13 protein-coding genes and 1 other RNA gene are annotated in these 17,582 nt (G+C 69.4%); 7 read left to right on the top strand and 7 right to left on the bottom strand.

The window, feature by feature from the left end:
* Positions 1–8: 8 nt before the first annotated feature.
* Positions 9–632, bottom strand: a complete 624-nt coding sequence (locus HQN59_RS15110) for a DUF2059 domain-containing protein (RefSeq protein ID WP_176069955.1) — start codon at positions 630–632, stop codon at positions 9–11.
* On the bottom strand, positions 629–3,280 hold the full coding sequence (gyrA, locus tag HQN59_RS15105) for a DNA gyrase subunit A (protein WP_176069954.1): 2,652 nt from the start codon (positions 3,278–3,280) through the stop codon (positions 629–631). Before gyrA ends, HQN59_RS15110 begins: the two co-directional genes overlap by 4 nt.
* Positions 3,281–3,541: 261 nt before the next feature.
* On the opposite strand from gyrA, the gene ompA reads away from it, so the two are divergent.
* The 4 genes from ompA to ssrA all read left to right on the top strand — a co-directional run bounded on the left by ompA (position 3,542) and on the right by ssrA (position 6,073).
* The gene (ompA, locus tag HQN59_RS15100; RefSeq protein WP_176070211.1) at positions 3,542–4,207 is read left to right on the top strand and encodes an outer membrane protein OmpA; all 666 of its coding nucleotides are present in this window, start codon (positions 3,542–3,544) and stop codon (positions 4,205–4,207) included.
* A 99-nt stretch (positions 4,208–4,306) separates the two neighbouring features.
* Entirely contained in the window at positions 4,307–5,008 is a 702-nt protein-coding gene (gene ubiG / locus HQN59_RS15095; protein WP_176069953.1) for a bifunctional 2-polyprenyl-6-hydroxyphenol methylase/3-demethylubiquinol 3-O-methyltransferase UbiG, read from the top strand.
* On the top strand, positions 5,005–5,670 hold the full coding sequence (gene gph, locus HQN59_RS15090) for a phosphoglycolate phosphatase (protein WP_176069952.1): 666 nt from the start codon (positions 5,005–5,007) through the stop codon (positions 5,668–5,670). Before ubiG ends, gph begins: the two co-directional genes overlap by 4 nt.
* A gap of 32 nt (positions 5,671–5,702) precedes the next feature.
* Positions 5,703–6,073: a transfer-messenger RNA gene (gene ssrA, locus HQN59_RS15085) on the top strand.
* 102 nt (positions 6,074–6,175) lie between these two features.
* Here ssrA and HQN59_RS15080 read toward each other — a convergent pair.
* From HQN59_RS15080 to HQN59_RS15060, 5 genes are all read right to left on the bottom strand, one after another.
* Positions 6,176–7,186, bottom strand: coding sequence for a hypothetical protein (locus HQN59_RS15080; protein ID WP_176069951.1), 1,011 nt, complete (start codon positions 7,184–7,186; stop codon positions 6,176–6,178).
* 446 nt (positions 7,187–7,632) lie between these two features.
* Positions 7,633–10,335, bottom strand: a complete 2,703-nt coding sequence (locus HQN59_RS15075) for a sensor histidine kinase (RefSeq protein ID WP_176069950.1) — start codon at positions 10,333–10,335, stop codon at positions 7,633–7,635.
* Complete coding sequence (locus HQN59_RS15070; RefSeq protein WP_176069949.1) at positions 10,335–10,598, bottom strand: hypothetical protein; 264 nt, start codon at positions 10,596–10,598, stop codon at positions 10,335–10,337. The genes HQN59_RS15075 and HQN59_RS15070 overlap by 1 nt, the downstream gene beginning before the upstream one ends.
* A gap of 1 nt (position 10,599) precedes the next feature.
* Positions 10,600–10,968 carry a response regulator transcription factor gene (locus HQN59_RS15065; RefSeq protein ID WP_176069948.1) on the bottom strand — a complete coding sequence of 123 codons (369 nt, stop codon included), beginning with the start codon at positions 10,966–10,968 and terminating at the stop codon, positions 10,600–10,602.
* Between the two features lie 37 nt (positions 10,969–11,005).
* Positions 11,006–12,637, bottom strand: a complete 1,632-nt coding sequence (locus HQN59_RS15060; RefSeq protein WP_176069947.1) for a helix-turn-helix domain-containing protein — start codon at positions 12,635–12,637, stop codon at positions 11,006–11,008.
* Between the two features lie 469 nt (positions 12,638–13,106).
* On the opposite strand from HQN59_RS15060, the gene HQN59_RS15055 reads away from it, so the two are divergent.
* From HQN59_RS15055 to HQN59_RS15045, 3 genes are all read left to right on the top strand, one after another.
* Positions 13,107–14,759 carry an MFS transporter gene (locus HQN59_RS15055; RefSeq protein ID WP_176069369.1) on the top strand — a complete coding sequence of 551 codons (1,653 nt, stop codon included), beginning with the start codon at positions 13,107–13,109 and terminating at the stop codon, positions 14,757–14,759.
* 115 nt (positions 14,760–14,874) lie between these two features.
* Entirely contained in the window at positions 14,875–16,164 is a 1,290-nt protein-coding gene (locus HQN59_RS15050) for an SGNH/GDSL hydrolase family protein (protein WP_176069946.1), read from the top strand.
* Positions 16,165–16,250: 86 nt separating this feature from the next.
* Entirely contained in the window at positions 16,251–17,519 is a 1,269-nt protein-coding gene (locus tag HQN59_RS15045; RefSeq protein WP_176069945.1) for a GDSL-type esterase/lipase family protein, read from the top strand.
* Positions 17,520–17,582 lie beyond the last annotated feature (63 nt).

Here is a 17,582-nt window from a genome sequence, read left to right as displayed (position 1 = left end):
AACCCCCATCAGCGGCCCTTCGGCCGCGACGCGGCGGGTGCCGCCGTCGGCGCCGGCGCGGCCGGACGCGGGCCCGAGGCGCCCTGCGCGGCAGGCGGCGGCAGGCCGAGCGCGGTGCGGATGCGCGCGTCGAGCGCGACCACCTTCGGCTCGACCGCTGGCTGCGACTCGGCGACCAGCTTCTGCACGAAGCCGTTGCGGATTTCCGGGGCGAGCTGGACGTACTTCTTGTTGAGAGGCGACGACACCCAGGCGATCAGCTGCTTCAGCTCGTCCTCGGTGAACTTCTCCTCGTAGACCGCGCCGATGGTCGAGGGCGCGAGCTTCATCGCGCGCTCGCGCACCAGCGGCACGGTCTCGTCGACGAACTTGCGGATCTCGGTCTCGACCGTCTTGCCGACGGCCTCGCGCTTCTCGGCGGGAATCTGGCGCTGGAGCACCATGCTGACCTCCTGCATCATCTGGCCGGCCGGCCGCTCGACGAGGCCGCGCGCGACGCCCTCGATGTCGGGCTGCTGCAGCTGGATCAGCTTCTGCACGAGCTCCTTCTTGGCCGGCGATGTCGTCGAGGTCTGCGCGTGAGCGCCGATGGCGGCCGACGCGACGATCGCCGCGCTGAGAATTCGCTTCATTCAGGGTTCTCCTCGGCGGGGGCCGGTCCTTCCGGGTCGCCTTCGGTTTCAGGGTTGACGTCGCCGTTCGCATCGTTCTCGACGATGCGCTGCAGTCCGATCAACTTCGATGCGCCGTCGAGGGCGATCAGGGTCACGCCTTGCGTGGCGCGGCTCATCTCGCGGATCTCGGCGACGCGGGTGCGCACGAGCACGCCGCGGTCGGTGATCAGCATGATCTCGTCGGCGGCGCGGACCAGCGTCGCGGCGACCACCTTGCCGTTGCGCTCGGTTTGCTGGATCGCGATCATGCCCTTGGTCCCGCGCCCGTGGCGGGTGTACTCGACGATCGGCGTGCGCTTGCCGAAGCCGTTCTCCGTGGCGGTGAGCACGCTCTGCGACTCGTCCTCGGCGACCAGCATCGCGATCACCGACTGGCCCTCGTCGAGCGACATGCCGCGCACGCCGCGCGTGTTGCGGCCGAGCGGGCGCACGTCTTCCTCGCTGAAGCGCACCGCCTTGCCGCCGTCGCTGAACAGCATGACGTCGTGCTTGCCGTCGGTGAGCGCGGCGCCGATCAGGTAGTCGCCCTCGTCGAGGTCGACCGCGATGATCCCGGCCTTGCGCGGGTTGCTGAACTCGTCGAGGCTGGTCTTCTTGACGACGCCCTGGGCGGTCGCCATGAAGACGAAGTGATCCGCCGGGAAGCTGCGAAAGCCCCCGGTCAGCGGCAGCACCACGTTGACCTTCTCGCCGGGCTGCAGCGGGAACATGTTGACGATCGGCCGCCCGCGCGAGTTGCGCGAGCCCTGCGGCACCTCCCACACCTTGAGCCAGTACACCCGGCCGCGGTTGGTGAAGCAGAGGATGTAGTCGTGCGTGTTGGCGATGAAGAGCTGGTCGACCCAGTCGTCTTCCTTGGTCTGCGTCGCGAGCTTGCCGCGCCCGCCACGCTTCTGCGCGCGGTACTCCGAAAGCGCCTGGCTCTTGATGTAGCCGGTGTGCGAGAGCGTCACGACCATGTCGGTCGGCGTGATCAGGTCCTCGGTGCCGAGGTCGGTCGCATTGGCCTCGACCCGGCTGCGCCGCGCGCCGACCTTGGTCTGCCCGAACTCCTGCCTGATCGCCGCCAGCTCGTCGCCGATGATGGCCGTCACGCGGGCCGGCTTGGCAAGGATGTCGAGCAGGTCGGCGATGTTGGCCATCACGTCGCGGTACTCGCCGAGAATCTTGTCCTGCTCCAGGCCGGTGAGGCGCTGCAAGCGCATCTGCAGGATCTCGCCGGCCTGGTCGTCCGAGAGGCGATAGCGGCCGTCAGGTTGGATCCCGAACGCCTTGGGCAGCCCCTGCGGGCGGTACGCGGCGAGGCCGCCGGGGGTGTCGGCGCCGACACGCTCGAGCATCTCGCGCACCAGCGACGAGTCCCAGCTCTTGCTCATCAGCGCGGTCTTGGCGACCGGCGGCGTGGGCGAGGCCTTGATCGTCGCGATGAACTCGTCGATGTTGGCGAGGGCGACCGCGAGGCCCTCGAGCACGTGGCCGCGCTCGCGCGCCTTGCGCAGCTCGAACACCGTGCGGCGGGTGACCACCTCGCGCCGATGTTCGAGGAAGACCTCGATCAGGTCCTTCAGGTTGCACAGGCGCGGCTGACCGTCGATCAGCGCGACCATGTTGATGCCGAACGTGTCCTGCAGCTGGGTCTGCTTGTACAGGTTGTTCAGCACCACCTCGGGCACCTCACCGCGCTTGAGCTCGATGACGATGCGCATTCCGGACTTGTCGGACTCGTCCTGGATGTGGCTGATGCCTTCGATGCGCTTTTCCTGCACGAGCTCGGCCATGCGCTCGAGCAGGTTCTTCTTGTTGACCTGGTAGGGGATCTCGTCGACGATGATCGCCTGCCGCTGGCCGCGGTCGATGTCCTCGAAGTGGCAGCTGGCGCGCATCACGACGCGGCCGCGCCCGGTGCGATAGCCCTCGCGGATGCCCGCGATGCCGTGGATGATCCCGGCCGTCGGAAAGTCGGGCGCCGGGATGATCTCCATGAGGTCGTCGACCGTCGCGTCCGGGTTCTGCAGCAGGTGCTGGCAGGCGTCGACCACCTCGTTCAGGTTGTGCGGCGGGATGTTGGTCGCCATGCCGACCGCGATGCCGCCCGAGCCGTTGACCAGCAGGTTCGGCAGCCGCGTCGGCAGCACCAGCGGCTCGCGCTCGCTGCCGTCGTAGTTGGGCCCGAAGTCGACCGTCTCCTTGTCGAGATCGGCGAGCATCTCGTGCGCGATCTTGGCGAGCCGGATCTCGGTGTAGCGCATCGCCGCGGCGTTGTCGCCGTCGACCGAACCGAAGTTGCCCTGGCCATCGACCAGCATGTGGCGCATCGAGAAGTCCTGCGCCATCCGCACGATCGTGTCGTAGACCGACTGGTCGCCGTGCGGGTGGTACTTGCCGATGACGTCGCCGACGATGCGGGCCGACTTCTTGTACGGCCGGTTCCAGTCGTTGTTGAGCTCCGACATCGCGAACAGCGCGCGCCGGTGGACCGGCTTGAGCCCGTCGCGCGCGTCGGGCAGCGCGCGGCCGACGATCACGCTCATCGCGTAGTCGAGATACGACCGTCGCATCTCGTCTTCGAGGCTGATCGGCAGCGTTTCCTTGGCGAACTGGGTCATCGATGGGCCGAAGCGGGAACAGGGGTTGCTGAAGGCGTGCGCAACCGCGGATTGTAGGTGGCGGTGCTTGTAGCAGCTACGCAACACAGGCTTCGGCAGGCATACCGCACCGGGCCAAAACCCGGTTCAATCGCAGCCCTAGTGGCACAATGGGTCGGGTCGGTGGTCAACACCCATTCCATGGGAGTGGCCGGTACTTTCCGATTTAGGTTCGGACGTTTTCAGCAGAACATTACTGCGCCTTCCCTCGAGAGGAGAATCATGAAGAAACTGAATAAGGTGGCGTCGCTTTTTGCAACCGCTGCTCTGGCATCTTCCATGTCGGGCGCTTTCGCGCAGACGGTCGACAACTGGGTCAGCGGTACGGGCCTGCCGTGGAAGAACGGCACCAACGAGCTGTGCTGGCGTGATGGCGTGTGGACCCCCGCGACCGCGCTGCCCGGCTGCGATGGCGCCCCGAGCGCTCCGGCTCCCGCTCCGGCCCCGGCTCCCGCTCCGCGCGCTGCTCCGGCCCCGGCTCCGGCCCCCGCGCCCGCGCCGGCCCCCGCGCCTGCCGCCGCCGCTGCCACCAGCGAGAAGGTGACCTTCGCCGCCGATGCCTTCTTCGACTTCGACAAGTCGGTGCTCAAGCCCGAAGGCCGCGCCAAGCTCGACGATCTGGTCAGCAAGATGAGCGGCCTGAACCTCGAGGTCGTGATCGCGGTCGGCCACACCGACTCGATCGGTACCGACGCCTACAACCAGCGCCTGTCGGTGCGTCGTGCCGAAGCCGTGAAGTCGTACCTCGTCAGCAAGGGTGTCGAGCGCAACCGCGTCTACACCGAAGGCAAGGGCGAGAAGCAGCCGGTCGCCGACAACCGCACCGCCGAAGGCCGCGCGAAGAACCGTCGCGTGGAAATCGAAGTGGTCGGCACCCGCAACCGCTGATCGACCGCTCCGACGCCGGCCGGCTCTCGAGCCGCCGGCGCAGCCCGAAACCCCGCTCCGGCGGGGTTTCGTCTTTTCCAGCCCGACTACCATTGGCCGATGACCAACGCCGACCCGCAGGAACTCGCCAAGTTCAGTGAGCTCGCCCATCAGTGGTGGGACCCGGAGAGCCAGTTCAGGCCGTTGCACGAGATCAACCCGCTGCGCCTCGACTGGATCGACCGTCACGCGGGGCTTGCCGGGAAGGCGGTGCTCGACGTCGGCTGCGGCGGCGGCATCCTTTCCGATTCGATGGCCCGCCGCGGCGCCGACGTGCTCGGCATCGATCTGGCAACCAAGGCACTGCGGGTGGCCCAGCTGCACGCGATCGAGACCGAGACGCCGCGCATCCGCTACCGCGAAGTCGCGGTCGAGGCGCTCGCCGCGGAGAGCCCGGCGGCGTTCGATGTCGTCACCTGCATGGAGATGCTCGAGCACGTGCCCGAGCCAGGCTCGGTCGTCGCCGCAGCCGGCCAGCTCGTGCGCCCCGGCGGGTGGGTCTTCTTCTCGACGATCCACCGCAACCCGAAGGCGTTCGTCTACGCGATCCTCGGCGCCGAGCACCTGCTGCAGCTGCTGCCCAAGGGCACCCACGAGTACGCCAAGTTCATCCGGCCGAGCGAGCTGGCGGCCTGGTGCCGCACCGCCGATCTCGACGTGGTCGAGACCAGGGGCATGAACTACAACCCGCTGACGCGGCGCTACCGCCTCTCGAACGACACCAGCGTGAACTACCTGTTCGCGTGCCGCCGGCGCGCATGAGCGGCGCCCGGCGCGCGGCGCTGTTCGATCTGGACGGCACGCTGGTCGACAGCGCGCCCGACCTGGCGGGGGCGGCCAACGACATGCGCGCGGTGCGCGACCTGCCGCCGCTGCCGTACGAGCGTCTGCGGCGGATGGTCGGCTCGGGCGCGCGCGGCATGCTCGGGGTCGCCCTCGGGATCGGCCCTGCCCACCCCGACTTTGCCGCCCTGCGCGACGAGTTCCTCGATCGCTACGAGGCGCGCCTCACGGCCGAAACGCGCGTCTTCGAGGGCGTGGAAGCCTTGCTGGCGGCGCTGCGCGAGCAGGGCATCGCGTGCGGCATCGTCACCAACAAGGCGACTCGCTTCGCCGCGCCGCTGGTCGCCGCGCTCGGTCTCGACGCGTTGACGCGTGTGCTGGTCTGCGGCGACACCACGCCCCATTCGAAGCCGCACCCGGCGCCGCTGCTCGAAGCGGCGCGCCGGCTTGGCATCGCGCCCGAGGCGTGCTGCTACGTCGGCGACGACCTGCGCGACGTGCAGGCCGGGCGCGCGGCCGGCATGCGGACCGTCGTGGCGGCCTGGGGCTACCTCGGCGACGGCGAGCCGATCGAGGCCTGGGGCGCCGACGGCGTGATCGAATGCCCCGCCGATCTCGAGGACGCTCTGCGCAGCTCTTGAAATCGGGCCGGCTGGCTTAAGATGCGCGCTCTGGGGCTGACCTGGTTTCGACGAAGGTTCGGACTCGGGACAGTGCACGCCGAGCACCAGTTCGCTCGTAAATCCACTGGAAACAAAGTAACTGCGAACGATCAAACGTACGCTCTCGCCGCTTAACACCGGTGAGCCTCGCAACAGTTGGCCCATGGGCTGGGTCTGACGGGTAACCGGAAGACTGCGAGGTCATACACATGGGATCGCTTGCTGCCGCGTCATTCGGTAGCCGGCTAGATCAAGTGACTCGGGGTGACGGTAGCGTGCTGCTGCGCGACCTGAACCCTTAAAGCCAAACCAGCCAGCTAAGCGTGTAGACCTGCCTGAGAAAGGCTTTCGGACGGGGGTTCGATTCCCCCCAGCTCCACCAGATATGAAAAGCGCCGCGCGAAGCGGCGCTTTTTTTGGGCCGGTCCCGGCGGCTGCTGTTCGCCGGCCGAGCCTGTTCAGGTCGACGCCGTCAGGCCGCTTCTCATCCGGGTACAGCAGCGGCCGCATCGCTGCGCATGCGGTGCCCGTGCGTCGCGGTGCGCTCGGCCCACTGCCGCCGCGCCTCGGCTTGCATCGCCTCGACCCGCGCCTCCTCCTGCGCGACCCGGCGCTGCAGCTCGGCGCGGTACTCGGCGATCTGCTCGGTGAAGGCCCGCGGATTCATCGAGGTCACCATCGACTCGCGCTCGGCGCGCGCGCGGGCCTCGGCCGCGCGCACCCCCTGGCTGCGCGCGGCGCGCGACGCCGCCGTGCCGTCCGTTTCGGGCGGGCGCTCGGCCGCGCGTGCCACCACCTGCACAGCGCGGTGCTCGGCCTCGAAGCCCTCCATGCGGGCCTTGGCTGCGGCTTCCAGAACCGCGGCGGTGGCGTGCGCCCGCGTTGAAGGGCCGATCGACGCCGGCCGCGCGGTTTGCCCGTCGCCCCCCGATGGCGCCGATCGGGTGCGTGGTTCGCCGGGCGTCGACGCGGCGGCGCGGGGCGGTTCGGAGCGCCGTCCGTCTGCAAGCGGGTCGATCCGGCGCGTCGGCTGGACGTGGGCAGACCCATCACCCTGAACGACGGCTGCACCAGCCGGTCGGCTGAGGACGCGCACCGGTCCCGCGATCTCGTCCAGCGCTGCAGGCCGGGTGGTGGATTCGTCGGCGTGCTCTCCGACCGCGCGCGTCGGCAGGGCCTCGGCTCTAGCGGGTGTGGCGCGCGCCGTCTCGACCCGGCTCGCGGTGGCGCGGGCGCGAGCCGCGACGGCAGCGCGGGTCGAGCGGCGCGTATGAGCAAGCCAGCCGGCGATGGCGCCGGTGGTGACCACGGCGGCAGTGGCGATGCCGACGTGGAGCCAGGAATAGACGTCCAAGGGTTTGTTCCTAGTGAGGGGCACGCGGAGGGTAGGTGCGAACCAGCGACTCGGCGGCGGCGACTCACTCTCGAGCGGTTGCTTTTCACGTCCCATACGACCGGCGGCGCGCGTCGTGGGCTGCAGCCCACGCTCGGGCATCGCGGCTCCGCCGCCGGCGCCGGCGGAGCCGCAGGCATTGCGCGGGGCGCTGCATGCGATTGCGGCGGGTCGCCACCCGCCGTCTCCAGCCACCATCGACGACCGGGCGCGCGCCGTCGTCCGCTCGAGCGTCGCTCAACCTCGAGCCGCGTCTGGCCACGCGCGCCGAACGCCGGGACCCTCTGCCCGCGGCGGCTCTGCCGCACCGCAGACGCCGACCCCGCTCAGCCGCAAGTCTGGCAATACTCTCCCGAGATACTCACGAGCCCTCATCGAAGCGGTCCGGTGAATATCGCCCGTCAAAATAGTCGGCTCGGAACACAAGCCGCAGATACTCGGCGCTGGCTCCTCCAGGTGGCCAGAGATACTCGCGAGCGCAGCGCCGCCGGGCTCCGCTCGTGCCGGATTGCACGGCCGACCGGCCAAGCACGGTCGGGCCGGCGGCGTCAAGCCGGGGCAATCCGGCGCAGCTGGACGCGGAAACATGCGCCGGTGCCGCGGTCGGGCAGGAGCTCGAGGGTGCCGCCGAGGCGCCGCATGATCTGCCAGCTGATCGCGAGGCCGAGACCGGCGCCCTGCGCGGCCGAGCGCCGCTGGTGCCAGCCGCGCGAGAACTTCGAGAACACGCGCTCGCGCTCCTCGCCGTGGATGCCGGGGCCGTTGTCGTCGACCAGCACCTCGTAGAGGTCGCCGCGCACCGCGCTGCTGACGCGCACGAACGGTTCGGCGCTGTCGTTGTACTTGATGCCGTTGGCGATCAGGTTGATGAAGACCTGGATGAGGCGATCGCCGTCGGCAAGCAGGCGGATGCCGGCGGCGCGCTCGCCGCTGATCAGGCGGGTGCGGCCGTGCGGCGCGAGTCCGTGGCAGATGCGCATGGCGTTTTCGAGCGCGAGTTCCGGGTCGGTCGGCGTCAGCGCCCACGGCGCGTCGCCGCCCTCGAGCACGCTGAGGTCGAGGATGCCGTCGAGCAGGCGCGTCATGCGGATGCTCTCCTCGTGGATGATCTGCAGGTAGCGCTCGGACTGCTGGCGGTCCATCTCGAGCGTCTCCATCAGTATTTCGGAGAACGCGCGAATCGAGCTCATCGGCGTGCGCACCTCGTGGCTGATCTGGCTGAGGAAGTCGTCCTTCTGGCTGTCGAGTCGCGTCAGGCGCTCGTTCGCCGACCGCAGCTCGGCAGCGGTGGCGGCGAGCCGGCGCGACTGCTCCTCGAGCTGCAGGCTGTAGGTGCGCACGCGCTGCGTCTCGTCGGCGATGCGCAGCAGCTCCGTGAGACTGATGGTCTCGCCGGTCACCACCTGCGACACCATCGCGCGTGCCGACGCGGCGCCGACGCTGCCGGCGAGCTTGCGCTCGAGCTCGGTGATCAGCGCGTTGTCGGCGACCGGGCGCTGCGCCTCGCTCCCGCCGGACCCGGGGCCGAACAGCTGGCGTGCCGCGTCGTGGCCGATCAGGCGTTGCGCCAGGAGGTTGAGGTCGTCGGTCGCGGCCGAGCGGCTGACCACGCGCGAGGTGTCGGCCGATCGGCTCTTGAAGACGTCGATGAACAGCATGCTCTGCAGCTGCTCGAGCGGCTTGGCCTCGCGCCACAGCGACACGGCGACGAACAACACTGTGTTGATCGAGAGGCTCCAGAACGCCGCGTGCACCAGCGGGTCGAGGCCCGTGAGCCCGAACAGCGCCTGCGGGCGCAGCCACGACTGCCCGAACACGCCTCCGGCGATGTCGCTGCGCGAGAGCAGGAACTCGCCCTGGAAGCCCGGCAGCAGCAGCGTGTAGGCCCAGATCAGCGCGCCGGCGGCGAGGCCGACCACCGCACCGCGCGCCGTCGCCTGGCGCCAGAACAGGCCGCCGACGAGACACGGCAGCAGCTGCGCCGCGCCGGCGAACGCGGTGAGGCCGATCGATGCCAGCGGGTTGAAACGCGCGCTCAGGCGGAAATACAGGAACGCCAGCAGCAGGATCACGCAGATGCTGACCCGGCGGCTGGTCAGCAGCAGGTGCCGCACGTCGTCGCTGGCGTTGAGCGAGACCCACGGGAGGCGCAGCGCGACCGGCAGGATGATGTGGTTCGACACCATCGTCGAGAGCGCGATCGAGGCGACGATCACCATCGAGGTCGCCGCGGAGAAGCCGCCGAGGAACGCGAGCAGCGCGATCTCGCTGCGCCCGGCCCACATCGGCAGCGTGAGCATGAACATGTCGGGGTTGGCGTCGGGCGGCAGATGGTTCACCCCGGCGATCGCGATCGGCAGCACGAAGAGGCTGATCAGGAGCAGGTAGAGCGGGAACAGCCACGCCGCGGTGCGCAGGTGCCGCTCGTCGGTGATCTCGACCACCGTCACCTGGAACTGGCGCGGCAGGCAGATCACGGCGGTCGCGGCAAGGAACAGCTGGGTCGCCCACTGCGAGCCGAAGCCTTGCGGGCCGCGCAGCATGCCGTCGGGCATGTACGCGAACGCGTCGATCGGACCGCCCGAGATGCCGAACACCACCAGCAGGCCCACGACCATCATCGCGACCAGCTTGACCACGGCCTCGACCGCGATCGCCGCGACGACGCCGTGATGGCGCTCGTTGGCGTCGACGTTGCGGGTGCCGAACACGATCGTGAAGAACGCCATCCCGGCGGCGATCAGGAACGCGAGCTGGAAGTTGGGGCGTGCACTCGAGACGCCGCTCACCGCGTCGCTGCCCGAACCGCTGACCACCTGGAAGCTCGTCGCGACCGCCTGCAGCTGCAGCGCGATGTACGGCGTCGACGCCGCGATCGCGATCACCGTGACCAGCGCCGCGAGGCTCGCGCTCTTGCCGTAGCGCGACGAGATCATGTCGGCGATCGAGGTGATGCGGTGGATCTGCCCGATGCGCACGAGCTTGCGCAGCAGCACCCACCAGCCGACGAAGACCAGCGTCGGCCCCAGGTAGATCGCGACGAATTCCATGCCGCTGCGGGCGGCGGACCCGACCGCGCCGTAGTAGGTCCAGGAGGTGCAGTAGACGGAGATCGAAAGCGTGTAGGTCAGCGGCGACTGCAGCCACCCCGGCCGGCCCTGGCGCGCGCGCCGGTCGCCGATGAAGGCGACGGCGAACAGGAATGCGACGTACGCCAGCGCGACGACGATGACGACGTTGGTCGACAGCATCAGGGCTCCGGCGGTGGCGCCGTCTCGGTGGCGGGTTCGGCGTGCGCCGGGGCATCCGCGCCGACCTGGCGCGTCAGCCACCAGGTGAGCGCGATCAGCGCGAGCCACACCCCGAACAGGTAGGCGACGATCAGCGGCACGCCGAAGACGGTGCGGTAGCCGGCGAACAGCCACACGAACGGCGGCAGCAGCAGGAAGGCGCCGAACACCGGCGCGAGCGCCGCGCGCTGGCGTGCGCGCGGCGACGGCGCGCCCGGGTCCACCTCAGCGCGCGGTGAGGCGCCGTACCAGGTCGACCACCTCGCGGTTCGAGAACGGCTTGGTCACGTAGGCCTGCACGCCGAACGAGGCGGCGAGCTCGCGGTCTTGCGCCTGTGCCTTGGCGCTCACCACCACCACCGGCAGGTCGCGCAGCGCGGCGTCGGCGCGCAGGTTCTTCAGCACCTCGAAGCCGTTCATGGCCGGCAGCATCACGTCGAGCATGAGGAGGTCGAAGCGGCCACCGCGCACGCGGTTGAGCGCGCTCGCGCCGTCGCTCACGCCATCGACCTCGAAGCCGTCGCGGCGCAGGATGAAGCTGAGCGACTCCGCGATGTTCTCTTCGTCCTCGGCGATGAGCACGCGTGCGGTCATGGGATCGGCGTTCGTGAGGGTGGGCGAAGGGCGGAGCCTAGAGCGGATGGAGCGCGCCGTAATCGGAATCTTCCCGGTGCGCGGGCTCGCTCGCGTCCTCGATGATCGGCGCCTCCTGGCGCCACGCGCAGCCCCGCCGCACGCACATGCGGCAGGTCTGACCCACCGGCACCGCCGGCGCCGCCGACGAGAGATCGAGCCCATCGGCATAGGCAATGGCCGGCGCGTGCAACACGTTGCACGCCAGCATGAGGGCCATCAGCCGGCGCGGCCCGTGCGGCGACTCGCGCGCCTTCTCGACCGTCTGGGCGAAGAAGACATAGCGCGTGCCGTTGGGGAACTCGACCAGCTGACGCTTGAGCTGACCGGGCGTCTGGAACGCCTCGTGCAGCGCCCAGAGCGGGCACGCGAAGCTGTAGCGCGGCATCGCGAGGTCCGGCAGGGCGAGGCGCTTGCTGAGGTGCCCCGATGCGTCGGCGCGGATGAAACCGAAGCGCACGCCTTCGGCGCCGGCGCGACGCAGGGTGGTGAGGCGGTGCGCCGCCTGCTCCAAGCTGACGCGAAAGCGCCGGCACAGGTGACCGACGTCGTAGCGGCTGGCGACGGCCTCGGCGCGGAACGCCTCGTACGGCATCAGGATGGCGCCGGCGACGTAGGCGATCAGCGCGGCGCGCGCCTTGCGGCGAGCCGCCGGCGCATGCAGCAGATCGGAGGTCTCGACGATCTGCGCGACCTCGGCGAAGCAGGCGAGGCTGGCCGCGAGGCGGGCGAGCGCGAAGCGGCGTGTCGGCCCGGCGGCGAGCTCGGGCAGCTCGAGCGTGTGGGCATCGGGGTCGAAGTGCGGAGCGACTCGCTGCGTCGCGCTCGTGCCGGCGCCGACGCTCGCCGGCACCCGTCGCACGTGCACGCCGTGCGCGCGCAGCAGGTAGGCGGTGAGCGCGTGCTCGACGTCGTCGCTGCCCGCGGGCCACGAGGCGCGCACCCGTTCGGCGGCGTCCTCGAGCGAGGGAAAGTGGTTCTCGCTCTCGCCGATCAGGTCGTCGACCTCCTCGACCGGCGTGATCGAGCGCGAGCGCATGCGCGCCTTGTCGAAGAACGCGGCGAGCGAGCTCGCCACGTCCGCGAGGCGCCGGCTGTCCTGGCTGACGATCGAGAGGAACCGCTCGCGCTGGCCGGGCTGCAGTGCGTCGTCGCCTTCGAGGATCTCGCAGGCCGAGCGGATCGCGGTCACCTTGCTGAGCATCTGGTGGACCGCCTCGCCGAGGAACGGGTCCTGATTGAGCCGGTCCGAGAGGCTCGCGATGGTCTGGTCGCGGTCGAGGCAGGCGCGGTGCAGCGACACCAGCGTCTGCGCCCAGAGCGGATGCTCGGCTGCCAGGCGCGCGGAGCTCTCGGGCTCCGGGCGAGCCGGGCCGCCCTGGAGCGCCGCCGCGACCTCGGCCAACTCGTCGACGAGCCGCCGCTCGACGGCGCCGTCGAAGTCGTCGACCCCGAGGCCAAGTTCGTCGGCGATGCGGCGCAGCAGCGTGCCGCCGATGTTGCGCCGGTTGCTCTCGATCAGGTTCAGGTACGACGGCGAGATGCCGACCTGCTGCGCCAGTGCGAGCTGGGTCGTGCCGAGCGCCTTGCGACGGTCGCGGATGCGTGAGCCGATCAGGGTGCGAGCCAAGCAGGCGTCCTTCGTGTTGCGGCGCAATGTCAATCCTGTCAAAGGATCGATTCGCGAGTGTCGGCTTTTACAAGAACGCGTGCGATCGGTCGAACCGTGTATGCCCCGGTTGTCGGCTCTCGCGAGCCGATGCGGCTGCAGGACATCGCGTACTGCGGCCACGACCGCTGCGTCGGCTGTTTCGGGCCCCAGCCCTGCGGTGTTCAACCGGTGGCGTGTCGGGCGTGATGGTGACTTGCTGCACTGCAATGTCAATCGCTGTCAAAGCCGGCGCGCGTCGAGTGGGCCTTTTTACAAGAACGTTGCCGGAGCGTTAAGTCCGGATTCAGGAAGCGACCGGCGTATGCAATTCTCGGCGCCATCCCGGGGGTGAGCGCGTCCCCCGGCACTCACGCCATTCCACTTCCACCGTAGGAGCCCGCCGATGGTCGCAGCCGCGATTCCCGCCAACCAACAGGTCCCACGACCCATGACCAGCGAAGAGAAGAAGGTCATCTTCGCGTCGAGTCTGGGGACCGTGTTCGAGTGGTACGACTTCTACCTGTACGGGTCGCTGGCGGCGATCATCGGCCGGCAGTTCTTCGCCGCGCTCGATCCCACGGCCGCGTTCATCGCCTCGCTGATGGCGTTCGCGGCGGGCTTTCTGGTGCGACCGTTCGGGGCCATCGTGTTCGGGCGCCTGGGCGACATGATCGGCCGCAAGTACACCTTCCTCGTCACCATCCTCTTGATGGGCCTGTCGACCTTCATCGTCGGCATCCTGCCCAACTACGCCGCCATCGGCGCGGCCGCGCCGATCATCCTCGTGGCGCTGCGCCTGGTGCAGGGCCTGGCGCTCGGCGGTGAGTACGGCGGTGCGGCGACCTACGTGGCCGAGCACGCCCCGCACGGCAAGCGCGGCGCGTACACCTCGTGGATCCAGACCACCGCGACGATGGGCCTGTTCCTCTCGCTCATCGTCATCATCGCCGTCAAGGCCATGGTCGGCGACGAGGCCTTCAACGCCTGGGGCTGGCGCATCCCGTTCCTGATCTCCATCGTGCTGCTGGGCATCTCGGTGTGGATCCGGCTCAAGCTCAACGAGTCGCCGGCGTTCGCCAAGATGAAGTCCGAGGGCAAGACCTCGAAGGCGCCGCTGTCGGAGTCGTTCGCCAACTGGAAGAACGGCAAGATCGTGCTGCTGGCCCTGCTGGGCCTCACCGCCGGCCAGGGCGTCGTCTGGTACACGGGCCAGTTCTACGCGCTCTTTTTCCTCACCGCGCAGCTCAAGGTCGAGGCCACCACCGCGCAGCTCATGATCGGCGCGGCGCTCCTGCTCGGCACGCCGTTCTTCATCGTGTTCGGCGCCTTGTCCGACCGCATCGGCAGAAAGCCCATCATCATGGCCGGCTGCCTGATTGCGGCGCTGACCTACTTCCCGCTGTTCGGCGCGCTCACGCAGGCGGCCAACCCCGAGCTTGCCGCCGCGCAGGCCAACAACAAGGTCGTCGTCCACGCCGACCCGAGCCAGTGCTCGTTCCAGGGCAGCCCGATCGCGCGCGAGATCGACTTCCGCACCTCGTGCGACATCGCCAAGCGCTTCCTCGCGCAAAGCTCGGTCAGCTACGACAACGCCGACGCGCCGGCCGGCACGCCCGCGACCGTCACGATCGGCAACACCACCATCACGCCGCCGGCGGCCAACGTCGTCAACCAGAAGTTCGACGCCGACAGCACCGCCAAGATCGCCGCGTTCAAGAAGGAGATCGGCAGCGCGCTCAGCGCCGCGGGCTACCCGGCCAAGGCCAAGCCGATCGAGTTCATGGGCGGGCAGTGGTGGAAGATCGTCGCGATCCTGTGGATCCTCGTCATCTACGTGACGATGGTCTATGGCCCGATCGCCGCGGCGCTGGTGGAGCTCTTCCCCACGCGCATCCGCTACACGTCGATGAGCCTGCCGTACCACGTGGGCAACGGCTGGTTCGGCGGGCTCCTGCCGACGACGACGTTCGCGATCGTCGCCTCCACGGGCAACATGTACAACGGCCTGTGGTACCCGATCGTGATCGCGGTGATGACCTTCATCATCGGCACGCTCTTCATCCGCGAGACCAAGGACGTCGACATCTACGCGAACGACTGAGGCTCGCCACCGCGCACCGCACCCGCCCGTCCGGAGGGTGCGTTCGAACGAGGGCGCCTCGCGCAGCCACGACGATGGGCTGCCGGGCCACACAACAACGACAGGAGACGACACGATGAAGCTGGAATCCGTTCCGACGCGACCGGAGGCGGGCGACCCGAGCGCAGGCTCCGGCGGAAGGCTGGGCCGACGCTCGTTCATGGTCGGCGTGCCGGCCGCCGCGGCGGGTCTTGCGCTGGCGCCGTCGGCGTTCGCGATCTCGCGGCAGGATCTCAACGCCAGTGCGAGCTGGGCCGCCGCACCGGTGTCGGCGGCTCCAGCCGCCGACAACCAGATCAACAACCAGACCATCCGCCAGGTCGTCCACCTGAGCGTCGGCGGCGACTCGCTTCGGGTCAAGCTGTCCAACCGCTACGGCACGAGCACGCTGGTCGTCAGCGCGGCGACGATCGGCGTCTCCGCCGGCAACGAGAACGCGCAGGCCGGGTCGGCCCGCACCCTCACGTTCAATGGTCGGACCTTCTTCACCATTCCCGCCTTCGGCGAGCTGTACAGCGACTGGATCGGCTGGAACGTGCCCAGCCAGAGCGATCTGGTGATCGACGTCTACATCGCGTCGAACACGTCGTCGGGCACGTCGCCGCTGACGCTGCACAACGCGCGCCCGGCAGGGCAGGTGCTCTCGTACCTGGCCAACGGCAACGTGGCGGGCACGCCGACGTTCCCCACCGTCGCGAGCCGCACGGCCTGGTACTTCCTCACGGGTGTCGACGTCTCGAACAGCCGCTCGCCGGGCTCGGTGTGCTGCTTCGGCGATTCGATCACCGACGGCAGCTGGTCGACGATCGGCGCCAACGCGCGCTACCCCGACTACCTCGCGCAACGGCTGCTGGCCGCGAGCCCGTCGGCACCGATGGGTGTCGTCAACCTCGGCATCGGCGGCAACCGCGTGCTCGCCACCGGCACCGGCGACAGCGCACTGGCGCGCTTCGATCGGGACGTGCTCGCGCAGACCGGCGTCTACAACATCGTCGTCCTCGAAGGCATCAACGATATCAGCGGCGGCGCCACGGCGCCGCGGATCATCGACGGCCATCGGCAGCTGATCCGCCGCGCGCACTCGAAGGGCAAGAAGATCTACGGCGCGACACTCACGCCGTACGGCAACGCGCCGGAAGCGCGCGAGGCCGAACGTCAGGCGGTCAACGCGTGGATCCGCAGCAGCGGCGAGTACGACGCGGTCATCGACTTCGACGCCGCGGTGCGCGATCCGGCAAACCCGCGCGTCATGCTCGCGATGTACGACAGCGGCGACACGCTGCACCCCAACAGCGCCGGCTACGCCGCGATGGCCAATGCCGTTCCGCTGAGCCTGTTTGCCGGACCGCGACCGCGCCTGCTCTGACGCGCGGCCCGTCGTACCCCCTACAAGAACCAGATCGGGCCGCCGCAGCGCTGTGCGCCGGCGGCTCACGAAGACAGGAGACATTCATGAACTTCACGGCATTGAAGGCAGCGATGCGGACCTGCGCCGGGCAGGGGCGCCGTCGTCTCGACGGCGCGCGGCGCGGTCTGATGCAGGCCTTCGTACTGCTCGCGGGAGCGTCGCTCGTGGCGCTGCCCACCCTCGGCCACGCGCAGGCGCCGATCGGCGATCCGAACGCCGTCGTCAGCTGGGGCGTTCCGATGTTCGCGGCCAACCCGTCGGCCGGAAATCGCGTCAACAACCAGACCTTGCGCGAGATCGCGCACCTGAGCATCGGCGGCTCGCGGGTGCGCATCAAGCTGTCGAACCGCTGGAACCCGCTGCCGCTCGAGGTCGGCGCTGCGCAGATCGCGCTGCGCACCACCGGCAACGGCATCGACCCGGCGAGCAGCCGGCCGCTCGCGTTCGCCGGCAGCGCGTCGGTCACGATCCCGCCGTTCGCCGAGATGGTCAGCGACTGGGTCACGCTCGACGTGCCCGACCTCGGCGACGTCGCGGTCGACCTGTACCTGCCGGGTGATACCTCGGCCACCGGCACGGTGCTCACGGTGCGCACGACGGCACAGCAGACCAACTACGTTTCGCAGACCGGCAACTTCGTCGGCTCGACGGCGTTCCCCCAAGCCTCGACGCGCACGATCTGGAACTTCCTTGCCGCGATCGACGTCGACGCGCCGGGGCGACGCGGTGCCATCGTGGCGTTCGGCGACTCGATCACCGAAGGCTTCGGATCGAGTGCCAACACCAACTCGCGCTGGCCCGACGTGCTCGCGCGGCGCCTCCTGCCCACGATGCGACTCGGAGTGGCCGACGTCGGCATCGGCGGCAACCGGGTCGCCTTCGGTGGCGGCGCGACCAACCCGAGCGCGCTCGCGCGGATGGACGCCGATGTGATCGCGCAGACCGGCGCGACGCACGTGATCCTTCTCCTGGGCATCAACGACATCAACGGCGGAACGTCCGCCGAGGACGTGATCGCGTCTCTGCAGCAGGTCGTGGCGCGGGCTCGCCTGCAACAGCTGAAGATCTACGTCGGCACCATCACGCCGAACGGGCGGGGATCCGACTCGGTCGAGTCGCGCCGGCAGACGGTCAACAGCTGGATCCGGACCACCCGCGAGCACGATGGCTTCATCGACTTCGACGCGGTGATCCGTGACCCCGCGAACCCCCGACTGATGATCGCCTCGTTGCAGATCGGCGACCAGCTGCATCCGAACGACGCGGGCTATGCCGTGATGGGCAACGCCATTCCGCTCGACCTCTTCAAGTGACCCGCGCATCCGAGGCGCGCGCACCACGACGAAGGACGGCGACACCGAGCGAGTGACTTCCCT

Origin of the sequence: Rhizobacter koreensis, from assembly GCF_013366375.1 — a bacterium.
Lineage (GTDB): Bacteria > Pseudomonadota > Gammaproteobacteria > Burkholderiales > Burkholderiaceae_C > Schlegelella_A > Schlegelella_A koreensis.
The sequence above is the reverse complement of the archived record's forward strand: the minus strand, read 5'-3'. Positions and strand labels throughout refer to the sequence as shown.